The organism is Pseudoalteromonas sp. SG45-1 (genome assembly GCF_014164135.1).
In the GTDB taxonomy this organism is placed as follows: Bacteria; Pseudomonadota; Gammaproteobacteria; order Enterobacterales; family Alteromonadaceae; genus Pseudoalteromonas; species Pseudoalteromonas distincta.
In genome coordinates, this window is sequence record NZ_JACJEP010000011.1 from 48,438 (window position 1) to 62,579 (window position 14,142).

Sequence of the window (14,142 nt, forward strand, 5' to 3'; positions counted from 1 at the left end):
AAATAAATGAAAAAGTTTTATATATCGCTTCTAGGCAGTGCACTTTTATCTATTGTGGTATTGGGCTGGCTTATTGATGCTTTTAGTCAACAAGCGCATACCCCACAAGATGAATTTAGTCAGCAAAGTAAAATGATCATGGGTTTTAATAAGCAGTTAGCTAACATACCTACATCTGAGCGCAGCGATTATGTAAAACAACTAGCCCGAGAGTTTGATGTTTTAATTGACTACAAGCCAAATGAGTCACTCGCTTTACCACCTTCTTTATTATTACAAATGCACACGCCAGGTGGGCTGATTTTAGAAGATCAGCAAGGCTTTTATATGCTTTATAGTAGCGACGTTTTAAATCCTTTTCACTTATCAATGCGCTTAGATAAAATTTTTGATAGCGAGCAGCATAACGACATTATATTAACTCTACTATTTTACGCAGGCCTATGTGTATTTATGGGGTTTATTATCGCGCCCTTAGCTAAACGGCTAACTGTCTTAAATGAAGCCGCTAAAAAGTTTGCCTCTGGTAATGTTCATGCCCGAATAAAGGTATCGCACTTTACCTATATAAAAGATGTAGAACTTACTTTTAACCGCATGGCTAGCCAAATAGAGAAACTTGTCGCCGAAAACAAACTAATGGCCTCAAGCTTGTCTCACGACATACGCACTCCTATCGCGTGCCTGCGATTTGGTTTAGATGCGGCATTAGATAGCCATGATGAGCAAAAAGTAAAACAGTATTTAACCCGTATGGAAAACGATTTAGATCATATGGAATCGATGCTTAGTAGCTATTTAGCATTTGCTACTTTAGAGCAAAACGCGAATAAACTAACCTATTCATCAACCAATATTAAATCCTACCTTGAAGATATTTTAGTTCAACTTGCACCAAAACTTGAAATGCAAATGCTCAACGTACAACTCAATAGTACAGATAAAATAATAAATGCAGATCTTCACTGGCTGGCCCGTGCAATTACTAACTTATTAACTAACGCATGTGATTTTGCAAACCAACATATTTACCTCAGTGCAAAGTTACACGAGCAACAGCTTATAATAACGGTAGAAGATGACGGCCCAGGTATCGCACAAGAGAACTTTAGTAATGTATTTAGCCCATTTTTTAGAGAGGAAGATCACCGTAACAGAGCCGATAAGAGTTATGGCCTTGGCCTAGCCATTGTTACCAAGGTAGCTGATTGGCATCATGGCAGCGTTAAAGTAAGTAAAAGCACCCAGTTAGGGGGGGCGTGCTTTACTCTCACTATTGCACAGCACCATAATCCGTAAAGCAATAGTTACAGACTGTAATTAACAATTATTAAACAAAATCAACTCGTTATTTTAAACGACTTAATAACAACAATTAAAATCGATGGTTATAACATACACTTTACTTATTAATTTGTGCTAGATCAGCAAATAAGCACTTTTTATTTTTTTACATTTCCAGTAGATTGTCACCGCCGTCACACAATAGAGAAGTACAATAATATGAGCGCAGTTAGAGGCGAGTTTAGCTCTCGCTTTGGTTTTATTATGGCCGCCGCGGGTTCTGCCGTTGGTTTGGGCAATATTTGGGGATTCCCTACACAAACAGCAAGTAATGGCGGTGCTGCATTTTTAGTCGCATATTTAGTGCTTGCGTTCTTTCTAGCCTACCCTGCTTTAATGGCTGAACTTATGATTGGACGTCATGGCCAAGCAAACGCAGTGTCATCACTTCAAAAAATATCTAATAAGCCATGGCAAAAACACTTTGCCTTTGCTGTTGGTTTTGGCGGTATTTTATGTGCTGGCTTTATACTAAGCTTTTACGCCATTGTTGCCGGTTGGATGCTCAGCGCCACAGCTGAACCCATAGCCACTTTAGTTGGTGCCAACACAGCATCTACATGGTTAAGCGAGCAATCACTTACTCGAAATATTATATTCACTATGATCTTTATCGTACTAACAGTCGCTATTATAAGTAGAGGCGTTGAAAACGGTATTGAGAAGTGGTCTAAGCGTTTAATGCCTGCACTTTTAGGCATTTTATTTGCACTTATTGCTTATGTGATGACGCAAGATGGTGCTATGGAAGGCTTAAAAGCCTACTTAGTTCCTGACTTTTCATCTATTTTTGACGCAAAACTATTAGTAAGTGCACTAGGGCAAGCTTTCTTCTCACTATCGCTTGGCACTAGCGTAATGATTATTTACGGCTCGTACATTAGTAAAAAAGAAAACCTCGTTTCTTTAGGTGCCTATGTAACCCTTATTGATGTATTTATAGCCTTTGTTGCAGGTTTACTGATTATTCCGGCTATGTACGTAGCACAAGCTCAAGGCGTTGAAATATTCTCGGCCACAACCGGTAAGCTACTCTCTGAAGATACATTAGTGTTTCAGGTACTCCCCGCTTTATTTGATGGAATGGGCGAAGTTGGCTTATTTGTGGGTTTTTCATTTTTTGCGTTAATGAGTATTGCCGCTTTAACATCATCTATTTCAATGTTAGAGGCGCCAGTATCATACACCGTAGAGCGCTTTGGGATGAAACGCGTTCAAGCAACGTGGTTAATTGGGGCGCTAATCGCTATCGTCAGTATTACAATTGTGTGTAACCTTAGCAGCTTATTTGGCTTAGTAATCACTCTCACTACAAAAGTAGCTCAGCCTTTACTTGGTCTTATGTGTTGTATATTTGTAGGCTGGATTTGGTATAGAGGCTCATTACTAAAAGCAATTCAAGAGGGTAACCCTGAAGTTCACAATACATTGTTTTGGAAAATATGGCCTTGGTATACTAAGTTTGTATGTCCACTTGCTATTGGCATGGTGTTTTTACATTCACTATTGAGCTAAATGATACCTTAGCCTTAAAATAGTTTTAAATAAAATAGCCCACATTAGTGGGCTTTTTTATAGCTGCTTAAATTGGATTTATTGAGTGAGTTTTAAAATCATATCTTGATGAGGTATACCGTCTTCTAGATATTCACTTTTGTAATCTTCAAAGCCAAAGGAGCGGTAAAAATCAAGTAAGTAGGTTTGTGCGCCAATATAAATATCTCGTTCAGGCCACCGCTCTTTACAGCATTCTATAGCTTTACTTACAAGTACAGTGGCGTCGCCTTTGCCACGCGCACTTTTACTTACCAGTACGCGTCCTATTGCGCTGTATTGCTCATTTTTTTCATAGCATCGGGCATAAGTGTGTAGCCGCCCATTGTCTAGTGTATATAAATGCTGTGTATTTAAATCAATATCTACATCATCAAGTTCAGGGTAAGGGCACGCCTGCTCTACAACAAATACGTCTACACGTCCTCGCATAATAGTAAAAAGAGTATGCGCATCTAAAGCATTAAACTGCTCACATTTAAATTGCATTTTAAATCCTATAAACAATAAACCCAGCCTAGGCCGGGTTTAATAAAATTATTCACTTGTTAGTTTATATTAAGCAAATAAGCGCTCTAGTTGGTCGCACAACTGCGATAAATTCACGTGGTCATGCTCTATCGTTAAATCTACATAACCATCGCCTCTAAAGGCCCTGTCTAGCTCTATAAGCACGTGTGTTTTATGTGCCTCTGGTACAAATGACAACTCGATCTCTTGAATGCCAAATAAACTACGGCTATTTGGCTTATATTCAAGTTCCTGATAACAGCCCGATAACGATTGAAATGTTGAAGCGCGCAAATGGCCTTTTTCTACATCAGCCTTCATTAAGCTAAAACCTAGCTTTTCCATCGCCTGCATGCACGTTTTAACAGCTTCATTAGGGTAAATATGTAAATGGTCTTTATCGCTCGGATCAAGTGCTAAATCAATATCTAAACCTGTTTCAAGCCACACATGGGATTGATTGTAACCTGCATTAATTTCTGTAATAGGTGTTTCAGAATGAAGACGTGCTTCAAAAGGGATACTTTTAACTTCGCCAGGCTCAATTGTACCTATATCTGTAATTCGCCATTGGTCAATCACATGATTGGTAAAATAATCGCCATCATCACCTGCCACTTTAACACGGGTCATAAGTAATAAATCTAAGCCTGCAATATCTTGGCTAACATCACCTGCGGTAATGACTATTTGTGCATTAAAAAGCTGACCAGGTTGTAGGTGTTCAGTCTCTAAAACAGTATCTACTTTTGCAGCACCAATACCTACCGACGCTAAAATCTTTTTAAACATATATTTCTCCTTAAGCTGAGCGGTTCTATTATTTGCTCTTGCTTAAACTTCTTCGTTATCGCATCTTAACCATATTTAAAAGCCAATGTCAGTGAAAAAATGTTATTTACATGCTATTTACGATTAAATATATGTTTGATGCGCATTTTTTATACACAGCTAGGCAAGTATTTGATTAGACGCGTTCATTTTTAGGTCTATTTTTATTTTCAATGGTATAAATTTTTCGTTACACTGCAACCCCAAATGAAGTGATATTAAGAATTATGGAACTAATCTATTTTGCCGCCGCGTTTGTGTGTGGCTTTGCTGTTTATCAGTTAAAGCTGCCTCCTCTTATTGGATTTTTATTAGCAGGTTTTGCTTTAAATTTATCGGGTTATAAAAGTACAGAGTTGCTCGATACAATAGCAGCACTTGGCGTAACCCTTCTTCTTTTTAGTATTGGTTTAAAGCTAAAGGTAAACAGTTTAATTAAACCCCAAGTGTGGGCGCCTGCAACATTGCATATTATTTTTAGCAGCGCGCTTTTTAGTGGCTTTATGTTATTGCTTGGTGTTTTCGCTATTCCACTGTTTATTGATTTAAGTTGGCAAAGTGCTTTATTAGTTGGGTTTGCGCTTAGTTTTTCAAGTACTGTATTTGCAGTAAAAGTGCTTGAAGAACGCGGAGAAATGGCAAGCCTTCACGGTAAAATAGCCATTGGTATACTAGTCATGCAAGATATCTTTGCTGTTATCTTTTTAGCGATTAGTACAGGTAAAATTCCAAATGTATGGGCAATTGCATTAATAATTGCTCTGCCTTTATTACGACCTGTCATGTATGGCGTATTAAATCGCTCTAAACATGGTGAACTATTACCATTATTTGGTTTTTTCTTTGCTTTAGTTGCTGGTTATCATGCATTTGAATTTGCAGGATTAAAAGGCGACCTAGGCGCACTCATAATTGGGATGATGTTTGCACCACATAAAAAAGCAGGAGAACTATCAAAATCTCTGCTTAATTTAAAAGACATATTATTAGTCGGTTTTTTCTTAAGTATTGGCTTGAGCGCAGAGCTAACCACTAGCTCATTAATCGTTGCTATCATACTTGTTTTAGTTTTACCTATTAAAATAGCGCTTTATTACGTGTTCACAAATATATTCAAACTACGCGCACGTACATCATTACTTACCGCCTTTAGTTTATCTAACTACAGTGAATTTGGGTTAATTGTATGTGCAGTAGCAGCTAGCACAGGCATGATCACTTCTGAGTGGCTGGCCGTAATGGCAATTGCTGTTTCTATTACCTTTGTAATTGCCTCGCCGTTAAATAAGCGCTCAAACGAGCTATACGTAAAAATAGAGCACTGGCTATTAAAGTTTGAAAGCAAAACTCGTTTAGCTGAAGAGCTACCTGTTAACCTAAACGATACTAAAATAGTCATTTTTGGTATGGGACGTATTGGTACTGGTGCTTATGAAACAATCAACGCGACTCACCCAAATGTTGTTGCAGGCATAGATATAAAACCTGAAGTGGTAGATAAGCACGTTAACAGAGGCCGCAACGTATTAATTGCTGATGCAACAGATCCTGACTTTTGGCAACGAGTAAATCATTCGCAAGTAGAAATGGTCATGCTTGCAATGCCAAAGCATATGCAAAATATTTTTGCGCTAGAGCAACTACAAGCCTCAGGTTATAAAGGCCAAGTAACAGCTATTGCAAACTACCCTGATCAACAAAAAGAGCTAGAAGAAATGGGTGTTCATTCTACTTATAACTTTTACTTAGAAGCAGGTAGTGGTTTTGCAGAGCACGTTAAACAAGAGCTATTTAACGAATAATCACTTTTTATAACGTCTATAAATAACAAAGCCTTAAAATCATTAAGGCTTTGTTATTAGTTTTTAAATGAAAAGCAATTCTATTTACATTCCTTTACAAGCCATTTCACCACGACCATAAAAAACAGGTAGACTATCCATGTTGGTTAAATAAAACCCCATGTTCTAATAATAACTTAATTAGATCCCAGCTAATTAAAGTTCAACTAGGTTTATATTAATCAACAAAAAATTATTAAATCAGAGGGCCTACTCCCTCGCAAAATAGGCTGTTTCTTGCCCGTCACAGCCTATTTTATATTTCTAAAATCCCTTACACTTATGCAGACTTTAAAACCTAAGTAACTCTTATGGATCCAAAACAATTAAAAATAGCTGTAAATACAACGATGCCTTTTGGGAAATATGCTGGGCGCCCTTTATTACTACTACCAGAACCTTATTTGGTGTGGTTCAAACAGCAGGGATTTCCTAACTCGAAACTTGGTAGCCAACTAGCGATGATGTATGAGGTTAAACTAAATGGCCTTGAGCAAATGTTAATGCCATTACTTGAAAAAAATAAAAAATAATTGAGAACTTTTTTAAATACTTGCGGTCTATTATATTGCTACTTGTTGATTTTGGTTTTTAACCGCAAAAAAAGCGCCTTAGGCGCTTTTTTTATGTCTTAAATTTGAGAGGTAAATATACAATAAATTTAGCACCACCTAAGCTTGAGCTTTCTGCTTTACACTCTCCTTGGTGCCACGACACAATTTTAGCAACTATAGCAAGCCCTAAACCAAAGCCACCAGTGTCCTTGCCTCTACTTTTATCTAATCGAGTAAAAGGCTTAAATACGTTTTCTCGCTCAACGGGGTCAATCCCTTCACCATCATCTTCAACAATCAATACTATGTGAGTTGCCTCTTGTAGCAATGAAATTTTGACTTGTTGATGAGTGTATTTGAGCGCATTGCCAATTAAATTTTGAAATACTCGCGCCATAAAGTGGCTATCACAGTAGTAGTTTAAATGCTCAGGGAGGTTTATAGAGAGCGTTGTTCTAGCTTCAAAATTTAGCTTTTCAACAGTGGTTTTTACCAGCCCAGCTAAATCGCAGTTTATTGGCTGTAAACTTGGTTGTTGAGAGTCTAATCGCGCGTATTCAAGCATTTCAGAAACTAGTGACTCAAGCTCACTAATATCTGTTTGCATGTTTGTTAGGTATTTTTCGCCTTTTTCGTCAAGCATTTGTTCTTGTAGCATGACTATTGCAAACTTTAAACGTGCTAGTGGTGTTCTAAACTCATGCGACACCGATGAGGTAAGTTCTTGCTGCGCACTAAGTAAAAACTCAATACGTTGCTGCATTACCTTTAAAGTATCAGTTATAGGTAAAAAGAAAGACTTAGAAGAGTCATTTAGTTGAAAGTCTTGCAAACCCTCTACCGCTTCACACGCTTTACGTAGCTTTTCAAAGTCACGCCAGAGTAAAAAGCTCCATAGCCCAACTGGTATACCTACAATAATAAGTAGTAATAAATACGGCCAAACAGAAGATGATTGCTGCGTTAATACGCCTACCGGTCCTACTTGAAGTAATGAATCATTACCGAGATCTACATACCAAACAATGCGTTGTTGCTTATCATACAAATATAAGTAGTGGTTTTGATTTAGCTGCGATTGTTGTTTTTGAGGAAGTATTAAATCACGTCGTTCAATCACTTTACTTTCAAAGTTATGCTTTAGTTTTTTAAGACCATTTGGGGTTTGTGAAAGCAACCACAGTGATTGCCCAAACTCATCGTCTAAGAAGACCTGCTGCTGCGACTCTTCATAGGGCCACAGCTGCTCAATAACACCACTTACAACAAATAATGAAACAATGATATATAAGTATAAGCTGGTAAACAGTTTTCCCATTACAGCCGATTAACCTTAAATAGTTCTAAAGATCCCATGCATCAGAAACAAATAAATAGCCTTGTCCCCATACGGTTTTTATACGATACGGCTTATCACTATTATCGCCTAATTTTTTACGAATTCGTGATACGCGTACATCCACAGTTCTATCAAGTCCGTCGTATTGACGGCCAATCATATGTTGGTGCACATGTTCTCTGCTTAGTACTTCACCCGCATTTGACGCTAATAGCCATAGTAGTTCAAACTCGTGCGAAGTTAATACAATCTCTGAATCACTTAGTTTTACAATACGGCTTGTTTTATCGATGACTAAATCACCAAACTGCAGTTCTTCACTAGACTTTACTATTGGTTGCCCACGTCGTAGTAATGCATTGATCCGCGCTAGTAATACACGTGGCTCTGCTGGTTTTATTACATAATCATCAGCACCAAGTTCTAAACCAAGCACTTGGTCGAAGTCTTCGCCTTTAGCAGTCAACATTAAAATTGGTAGAGTAAATTTATCTCTTACTTGGCGGCAAACGCTAAAGCCATCTTTACCTGGCAGCATAACGTCTAGAATCATTAAATCGGGTGTATTGTTTTCTAGGTAATTAAACACTTCGTCACCACGCTCTAACACTTCGACTTCAAGGCCATTATGTTCAAGGTAATCTTTTGTTAGCTGTTGTAAACCGAGATCATCTTCAACAAGTAAAATTTTTGGCATTAGTTGCTCCTAAATTAAAAAAAGCTCCACGGAGAGCGAAGCCTACGCCTATTTTTTTTAGCATGGGCGCTTTGTACTTCAACCTGTGTTTTTGCTATTAACACACCCGTATGAGGATTGATTAAGGAGTATATGGTCTCCACCTGAACACGCGCTTTATAATTAAATTGCCCAGAACGCTGCTGCTGCCAGCATTGAAGTAGTTGTTCTTGTTGATACAAACAGACATCACTATAGGTGTTTAATAGCCATTTAAACTGTAAATCAAGATCGCAAAAATCCTGCTGTTCGGAAACCACGCAGACTTTTGGAGAAACACTAAAAACAGGGGTTTGTGCCACACTAAAACCACTAAAAAAAGTGGTAATAAACACAACTAATATTGAATACTTCATATTAAAAAGTACGATCGAATCCTATAAATGCAGTCATTGAATAAGTACGTTCAAAGAGCGGACTGCCATCCATAGCCGAATAGTCGTAATATGCTACATGAAAACGAAGAGAGTCAGCCTTACTCAGTGGCCAACGGGCGTCGATTTTAGCATAAGGTTGCCAACTACTACCAACGTCTATTTTGCCAAATTGAGTTTCACCCTCATTAAGTCCATAAAAATAGCTATTTAGTTCCGCAGATTTATAGTTTATTCCAAGTGTTGGCTTTATTTTAAGCTTTCCTAGCACAGTATGATATTGCCACTGCAATGCACCGCGTACACCTCGATAAACATCGGTTATATCATGCAGAGCCTGAACTGAAAAAACATGGTCATCATTTACATAGTGATATGCAACACCCGCATCCAAGGCAATTTGCCGTTTATGCAAATTATCAATATCAGCGTAGCGAGAGGACGAGGCTTCATTTTGCATTACAAACTGATTATTAAGAGCACTACTTTGCAATGCAAATACATTTTTAGGGTGCCAGTCTATAAAAAAGCGAGATTCAGAGTTGAGTTCACTAACTAGATTAAAGTGATGCTTTGGGGATTGTGAAAATGAATAGCCAAGGCGGCCATTATCAAAAAACCATTGCTCTGCATAAAACGCAATTTGTGGAATAAGCACAAGCGGAATATTATCTCCACCATGCAAAGGGTTGGTTATAACTCCAGCCCCAACGCTTAAACTCAAATGCAGGCGATCAGTTGTTATATCTTGCTCTGTATAATCGTCAGCATGCTTGCTTGCCTGTGTTGCTTGCACCGAAAGGCAAGCAAACAAAGTGCTAAAACATAGAGCAGTTAATAAGGAGAAGGAATACCGCATCAGCGTACATCAAAGTATTAAATTAAGTAAGTTCCCCATACTAGCAAGGTCTTTTTAAACTAGCTCTAGCTGGTTACAATTATTCACAATTTGTATACACAAATGTTAACTTTTGTGTTTTTGAAGTGACAAACCCTTCAAATTAGTTATGTGCGTTGGCTAAGCTGGCACTGCTTTGAGAAACTTTGGAAATGAGGGATAACCTCGCAAATGCTTTAATTCAAATAAAATCTGCAGGAAGCCAACTCTAACAACTTTTTTTTATTAACCTTACAAGCTACTAGGTTACCAAAGTTAATAGCGGCTTTAGCCTTAATAAATCAAGCTTCTGATGCTTATTAAATATCAGGGGCTATTTCTATTCGGTTTCGGCCATGCGTTTTTGCGATATATAAGGCTCTATCTGCACGCTCAACTAAAACTGAGCTATTAGTAAATGGACGTAAAATAGCTAAACCAAAACTTGCAGAAATAGCACGTTTAGCTGTTATATCATGCTTTTTACGAATCGCTAATTTCGCAATAGCTAAACGTATACAATCGGCAAACGCTATTATATCGTTAATAGTGTCAAAATAAGCTGTTATACAAAACTCTTCGCCACCGTATCTATATATATTTGCTGTTTCAGTTGTATTTTCTCTCACTTTTTTGGCAACTAACCTCAACACTTCGTCACCCTTTTGATGACCAAAGTCATCGTTAAAACGTTTAAAGTGATCAATATCAAACATAATTAGTACGGCAAGAGAATCTTCCTGTGCTTTCTCTGAGTATTCAAAACAAAATTTTACGATATCTGAATCAAACTTACCTCGGTTATAAAACCCCGTAAGCGTGTCGGTATCAGCTGCTTCTTTTGAAATATTAAGTGCTTCTTTTAAATCTTTTATTTCGTTGTAAGCAACAGCTAACTTAGTTTGAAATTCTCTAGCATAATCCTGCATAGCAATAGAATCGTCGGTTAAGCGCTCTACACAACCTAATATTTCATTATAAGAATTTACATCAGCAAGCATATTTAATTCATTTTGTGAATCAACTAAACTTGTTGTAAAGCTTTTGGAATGTTCAAGCGTGGTGCTTATATCTTGCTGGACTTGCTCCATGGTTGTATGGAACTTTTCAGTCATTTCTTGAAAGAAAGCCAGATCGTCTTGCGTTAAATGCTTATCAAAAATTTCTTTTGCTTTGTCTTGTGAGCATGTTTGTTGCTCAGCAATAACATGGTCTAATTCAGCATTTAATGAAGGGTTACTCCCTTGAATGTAACAGTACCAAATTGCATAGTTGATAGGCGTAACCGGCATGCGGTATTTTACCATCAAAGGAATCGCCTTTTTAAGGCATTGAGCAGAATGAGCAAGTGATACGGCGTGGTTCATAAATAAACTCTCAAGCGTCATTGTTTTTATTATTAGCACTCAATGTTAAGTAATAGTAAACTCATACGCAACCTATATTAATACTATTTAACTAATTTACTTGCTCTGTGTGTATATTAAATTGCTTTTGCTTCTAAAGTTTGCGCAATATTCCACAACGCACTGATTGCAGGGTCATTTAACTCTTTTCTTAATACCGCCAAACCGATATCAAACCCTTCAGGTGCTTGCATTTTTGGTGTTAGTATTTGTACCTTATCCTGCAGCGGGCTGTTATCTAGCACTATTTTAGGGACCATAGCGACACCTAGTCCTAAGCTCACCATAGATACCATTGCTTCATGTCCTGCAACTTGAGCGTAGATTTTTCCGTGAATATTATTTTTGCGCCACCAATGCTCTAACCTTTGGCGAGAAAAACCTTGTTCTGGGACAATAAACTCTAAATCAGACCAATTAATATCATCACTATTTTGTGTAAGCTTTTGTGTGATCGGACATTGAATTTTTGGGCCAATTAATAAAAGTGGTGAGTGCCCAATATCAACAAAGGCAATTTGCGACGGTAATTTATTAGGCTTAGCTGCAATTGCCATTAATTCGTGGCCATCAAGCACACGATTTATAGCAAGTGCTGGGTCGCCTGTATTTAATGTTATCTCTATGTACTGATGCTGCGCACGAAGTTGTTCTAATATTTGATGTAAAAAACTATAAGATGCAGTTACAGAACAATAAATACTTACTTTGCCGTAAATATGCTGTTGTGGGTCTTTTACATTCGTTTTAAAACGTTGCCAATTAGCAAGCGTTGCCGTTGCGTAATCAATAAAGGACTCCCCCTCACGCGTTAATTTAACGCTTCGGTTATCGCGGATAAACAATGCTACTCCAACTTCTTCTTCCAAATGTTTTATATTTCGGCTCAAAGTGGGTGCGCTTATGTGGCAAAGCTCACTTGCGCGCCCAAAGTGAAGTGTTTTAGCCAACGCTAAAAAGTAGTTTAAGTGCTTATGTTCCATCCAACCCCCTGCATTTCATATTATGAAACACTTTAATTCAAATATATCATTTTACGCAAGCAACGATTTTACATATGGTGTTTGTAAGCGCAGTAAACATTGCGCATCTAACAAACATGACTTTATAGGACACTAACAATGGCGAATTATTTCAATACCTTACCTTTACGCGAGCAATTAGCGCAATTAGCGCAATGTGAATTTATGGACGCAGGCGAATTTGCCGATGGCGTTGATGCACTTAAAGGTAAAAAACTAGTTATTGTAGGCTGTGGCGCACAAGGTTTAAACCAAGGCTTAAACTTACGTGACTCTGGTTTAGATGTTTCTTACACATTACGCGCATCAGCTATTTCTGAGCGTCGCCAATCATTTTTGAACGCATCTGAAAACGGCTTTACTGTTGGCACTTACGAAGAACTAATCCCAACAGCTGATGTAGTTCTTAATTTAACACCAGATAAGCAACATACTGCTGTAGTAAGTGCAATTATGCCGCTTATGAAAAAAGGCTCTACACTTGCCTACTCTCATGGCTTTAATATTGTTGAAGAAGGCATGCAAGTACGTGAAGACATTACTGTAATCATGGTTGCGCCTAAGTGTCCTGGTTCTGAAGTACGTGAAGAATACAAACGCGGTTTTGGTGTACCAACTCTAATTGCTGTTCACCCAGAAAATGACCCTCAAGGTCATGGTTTAGCACAAGCTAAAGCGTATGCAGCAGGGACTGGCGGACACCGTGCAGGAGTACTTAAATCATCATTTATTGCTGAAGTTAAGTCAGACCTAATGGGCGAGCAAACCATTTTATGTGGCATGTTACAAACTGGCTCTATTTTATGTTTTGATAAAATGATAGAAAAAGGCGTTGATGCGGGTTATGCATCAAAGCTAATTCAATACGGCTGGGAAGTAATTACCGAAGCACTTAAGTACGGCGGCGTTACAAACATGCTTGACCGCCTTTCAAACCCTGCAAAAGTAAAAGCGTTCGAACTAAGCGAAGAGCTAAAACTAATTATGCGCCCGCTTTATAATAAGCATCAAGATGACATCATCGACGGCACTTTCTCACGCACTATGATGGAAGACTGGAATAACGATGACGTAAACTTACTTAAATGGCGCGCTGAAACAGCAGAGACTAACTTTGAAAAGACCCCTGCTGGCGATGTAGAAATCTCAGAACAGGAATTTTTTGATAACGGTATTTTAATGGTAGCAATGGTAAAAGCAGGTGTTGAACTTGCTTTTGAAACCATGACAGCAGCCGGTATTATTGAAGAGTCAGCTTACTACGAGTCTTTACATGAAACGCCATTAATTGCTAATACTATTGCACGCAAAAAGCTTTTTGAAATGAACCGTACAATTTCTGACACTGCAGAGTATGGATGTTACCTATATAACCATGCATGTTTACCATTACTTGCAGATTTTATGAAAAAAATTGATACAGATGTTATTGGTAAAGGCCTTGGCGAGCACAGTAACCAAGTTGATAACCAAACATTAATTCAAATTAACGCCGCCCTTCGTGAACACCCAGTTGAAAAAGTAGGTGCTAAATTACGTGGCTACATGTCAGCAATGAAAAAGATTGTTTAACCCTAAACGATAAATGTTTCGCTTGTTAGAAACCAAGCCCATATGCTTTGCTTATGGGCTTTTTTATGCATATCCATAAAATTTTAACCATAACACGCTACCTTCTATTCATTTCACAGTAGGCAATATCTAGCTCTAAATAAATAATGTGCTAGTATAGTCCTCTACTCAGTTGTAAAATT

General features: G+C 37.9%; 13 protein-coding genes. 5 read left to right on the plus strand and 8 right to left on the minus strand.

Annotation, left to right across the window (positions count from 1 at the left end):
* Positions 1-6 precede the first annotated feature (6 nt).
* Positions 7-1,299, plus strand: a complete 1,293-nt coding sequence (locus tag H5117_RS11110; RefSeq protein WP_024597093.1) for a HAMP domain-containing sensor histidine kinase — start codon at positions 7-9, stop codon at positions 1,297-1,299.
* A 204-nt stretch (positions 1,300-1,503) separates the two neighbouring features.
* Positions 1,504-2,859: a sodium-dependent transporter gene (locus H5117_RS11115; RefSeq protein WP_138488731.1), complete on the plus strand. Its 1,356-nt coding sequence runs from the start codon at positions 1,504-1,506 to the stop codon at positions 2,857-2,859.
* A gap of 78 nt (positions 2,860-2,937) precedes the next feature.
* Here H5117_RS11115 and H5117_RS11120 read toward each other — a convergent pair whose 3' ends face one another.
* On the minus strand, positions 2,938-3,387 hold the full coding sequence (locus tag H5117_RS11120) for a GNAT family N-acetyltransferase (protein ID WP_004335742.1): 450 nt from the start codon (positions 3,385-3,387) through the stop codon (positions 2,938-2,940).
* A gap of 69 nt (positions 3,388-3,456) precedes the next feature.
* Complete coding sequence (locus tag H5117_RS11125) at positions 3,457-4,200, minus strand: sporulation protein (protein WP_004335740.1); 744 nt, start codon at positions 4,198-4,200, stop codon at positions 3,457-3,459.
* Between the two features lie 266 nt (positions 4,201-4,466).
* On the opposite strand from H5117_RS11125, the gene H5117_RS11130 reads away from it, so the two are divergent.
* Complete coding sequence (locus H5117_RS11130) at positions 4,467-6,041, plus strand: cation:proton antiporter family protein (RefSeq protein ID WP_004335737.1); 1,575 nt, start codon at positions 4,467-4,469, stop codon at positions 6,039-6,041.
* Positions 6,042-6,391: 350 nt separating this feature from the next.
* Positions 6,392-6,613, plus strand: coding sequence for a DUF3820 family protein (locus tag H5117_RS11135; protein WP_024594942.1), 222 nt, complete (start codon positions 6,392-6,394; stop codon positions 6,611-6,613).
* Positions 6,614-6,704: 91 nt separating this feature from the next.
* On the opposite strand, the gene H5117_RS11140 is transcribed toward H5117_RS11135, so the two are convergent.
* From H5117_RS11140 to ilvY, 6 genes are all read right to left on the minus strand, one after another.
* Positions 6,705-7,952, minus strand: coding sequence for an ATP-binding protein (locus H5117_RS11140; RefSeq protein ID WP_182695457.1), 1,248 nt, complete (start codon positions 7,950-7,952; stop codon positions 6,705-6,707).
* A 25-nt stretch (positions 7,953-7,977) separates the two neighbouring features.
* A complete protein-coding gene (locus H5117_RS11145) occupies positions 7,978-8,670 on the minus strand; it encodes a response regulator (protein WP_024589922.1) in 693 nt (230 codons plus the stop codon).
* Positions 8,671-8,684: 14 nt separating this feature from the next.
* Positions 8,685-9,065 (minus strand): DUF3019 domain-containing protein, encoded by a 381-nt coding sequence (locus tag H5117_RS11150; RefSeq protein WP_024594944.1) that lies wholly within the window; start codon positions 9,063-9,065, stop codon positions 8,685-8,687.
* 1 nt (position 9,066) lies between these two features.
* A complete protein-coding gene (locus H5117_RS11155; RefSeq protein ID WP_182695458.1) occupies positions 9,067-9,879 on the minus strand; it encodes a MipA/OmpV family protein in 813 nt (270 codons plus the stop codon).
* 401 nt (positions 9,880-10,280) lie between these two features.
* Positions 10,281-11,327 (minus strand): GGDEF domain-containing protein, encoded by a 1,047-nt coding sequence (locus H5117_RS11160; RefSeq protein ID WP_024594946.1) that lies wholly within the window; start codon positions 11,325-11,327, stop codon positions 10,281-10,283.
* A gap of 116 nt (positions 11,328-11,443) precedes the next feature.
* Complete coding sequence (gene ilvY / locus H5117_RS11165; RefSeq protein ID WP_024594947.1) at positions 11,444-12,349, minus strand: HTH-type transcriptional activator IlvY; 906 nt, start codon at positions 12,347-12,349, stop codon at positions 11,444-11,446.
* 138 nt (positions 12,350-12,487) lie between these two features.
* On the opposite strand from ilvY, the gene ilvC reads away from it, so the two are divergent.
* A complete protein-coding gene (gene ilvC / locus H5117_RS11170; protein ID WP_004335714.1) occupies positions 12,488-13,960 on the plus strand; it encodes a ketol-acid reductoisomerase in 1,473 nt (490 codons plus the stop codon).
* The last annotated feature ends 182 nt before the right edge of the window (positions 13,961-14,142 follow it).

Bases quoted from the DNA above. Each gene is read 5' to 3' on its own strand.
- H5117_RS11110 (WP_024597093.1), top strand. From the start codon at position 7: ATGAAAAAGTTTTATATATCGCTTCTAGGCAGTGCACTTTTATCTATT.
- H5117_RS11115 (WP_138488731.1), top strand. From the start codon at position 1,504: ATGAGCGCAGTTAGAGGCGAGTTTAGCTCTCGCTTTGGTTTTATTATG.
- H5117_RS11120 (WP_004335742.1), bottom strand. From the start codon at position 3,387: ATGCAATTTAAATGTGAGCAGTTTAATGCTTTAGATGCGCATACTCTT.
- H5117_RS11125 (WP_004335740.1), bottom strand. From the start codon at position 4,200: ATGTTTAAAAAGATTTTAGCGTCGGTAGGTATTGGTGCTGCAAAAGTA.
- H5117_RS11130 (WP_004335737.1), top strand. From the start codon at position 4,467: ATGGAACTAATCTATTTTGCCGCCGCGTTTGTGTGTGGCTTTGCTGTT.
- H5117_RS11135 (WP_024594942.1), top strand. From the start codon at position 6,392: ATGGATCCAAAACAATTAAAAATAGCTGTAAATACAACGATGCCTTTT.
- H5117_RS11140 (WP_182695457.1), bottom strand. From the start codon at position 7,952: ATGGGAAAACTGTTTACCAGCTTATACTTATATATCATTGTTTCATTA.
- H5117_RS11145 (WP_024589922.1), bottom strand. From the start codon at position 8,670: ATGCCAAAAATTTTACTTGTTGAAGATGATCTCGGTTTACAACAGCTA.
- H5117_RS11150 (WP_024594944.1), bottom strand. From the start codon at position 9,065: ATGAAGTATTCAATATTAGTTGTGTTTATTACCACTTTTTTTAGTGGT.
- H5117_RS11160 (WP_024594946.1), bottom strand. From the start codon at position 11,327: ATGAACCACGCCGTATCACTTGCTCATTCTGCTCAATGCCTTAAAAAG.
- ilvY (WP_024594947.1), bottom strand. From the start codon at position 12,349: ATGGAACATAAGCACTTAAACTACTTTTTAGCGTTGGCTAAAACACTT.
- ilvC (WP_004335714.1), top strand. From the start codon at position 12,488: ATGGCGAATTATTTCAATACCTTACCTTTACGCGAGCAATTAGCGCAA.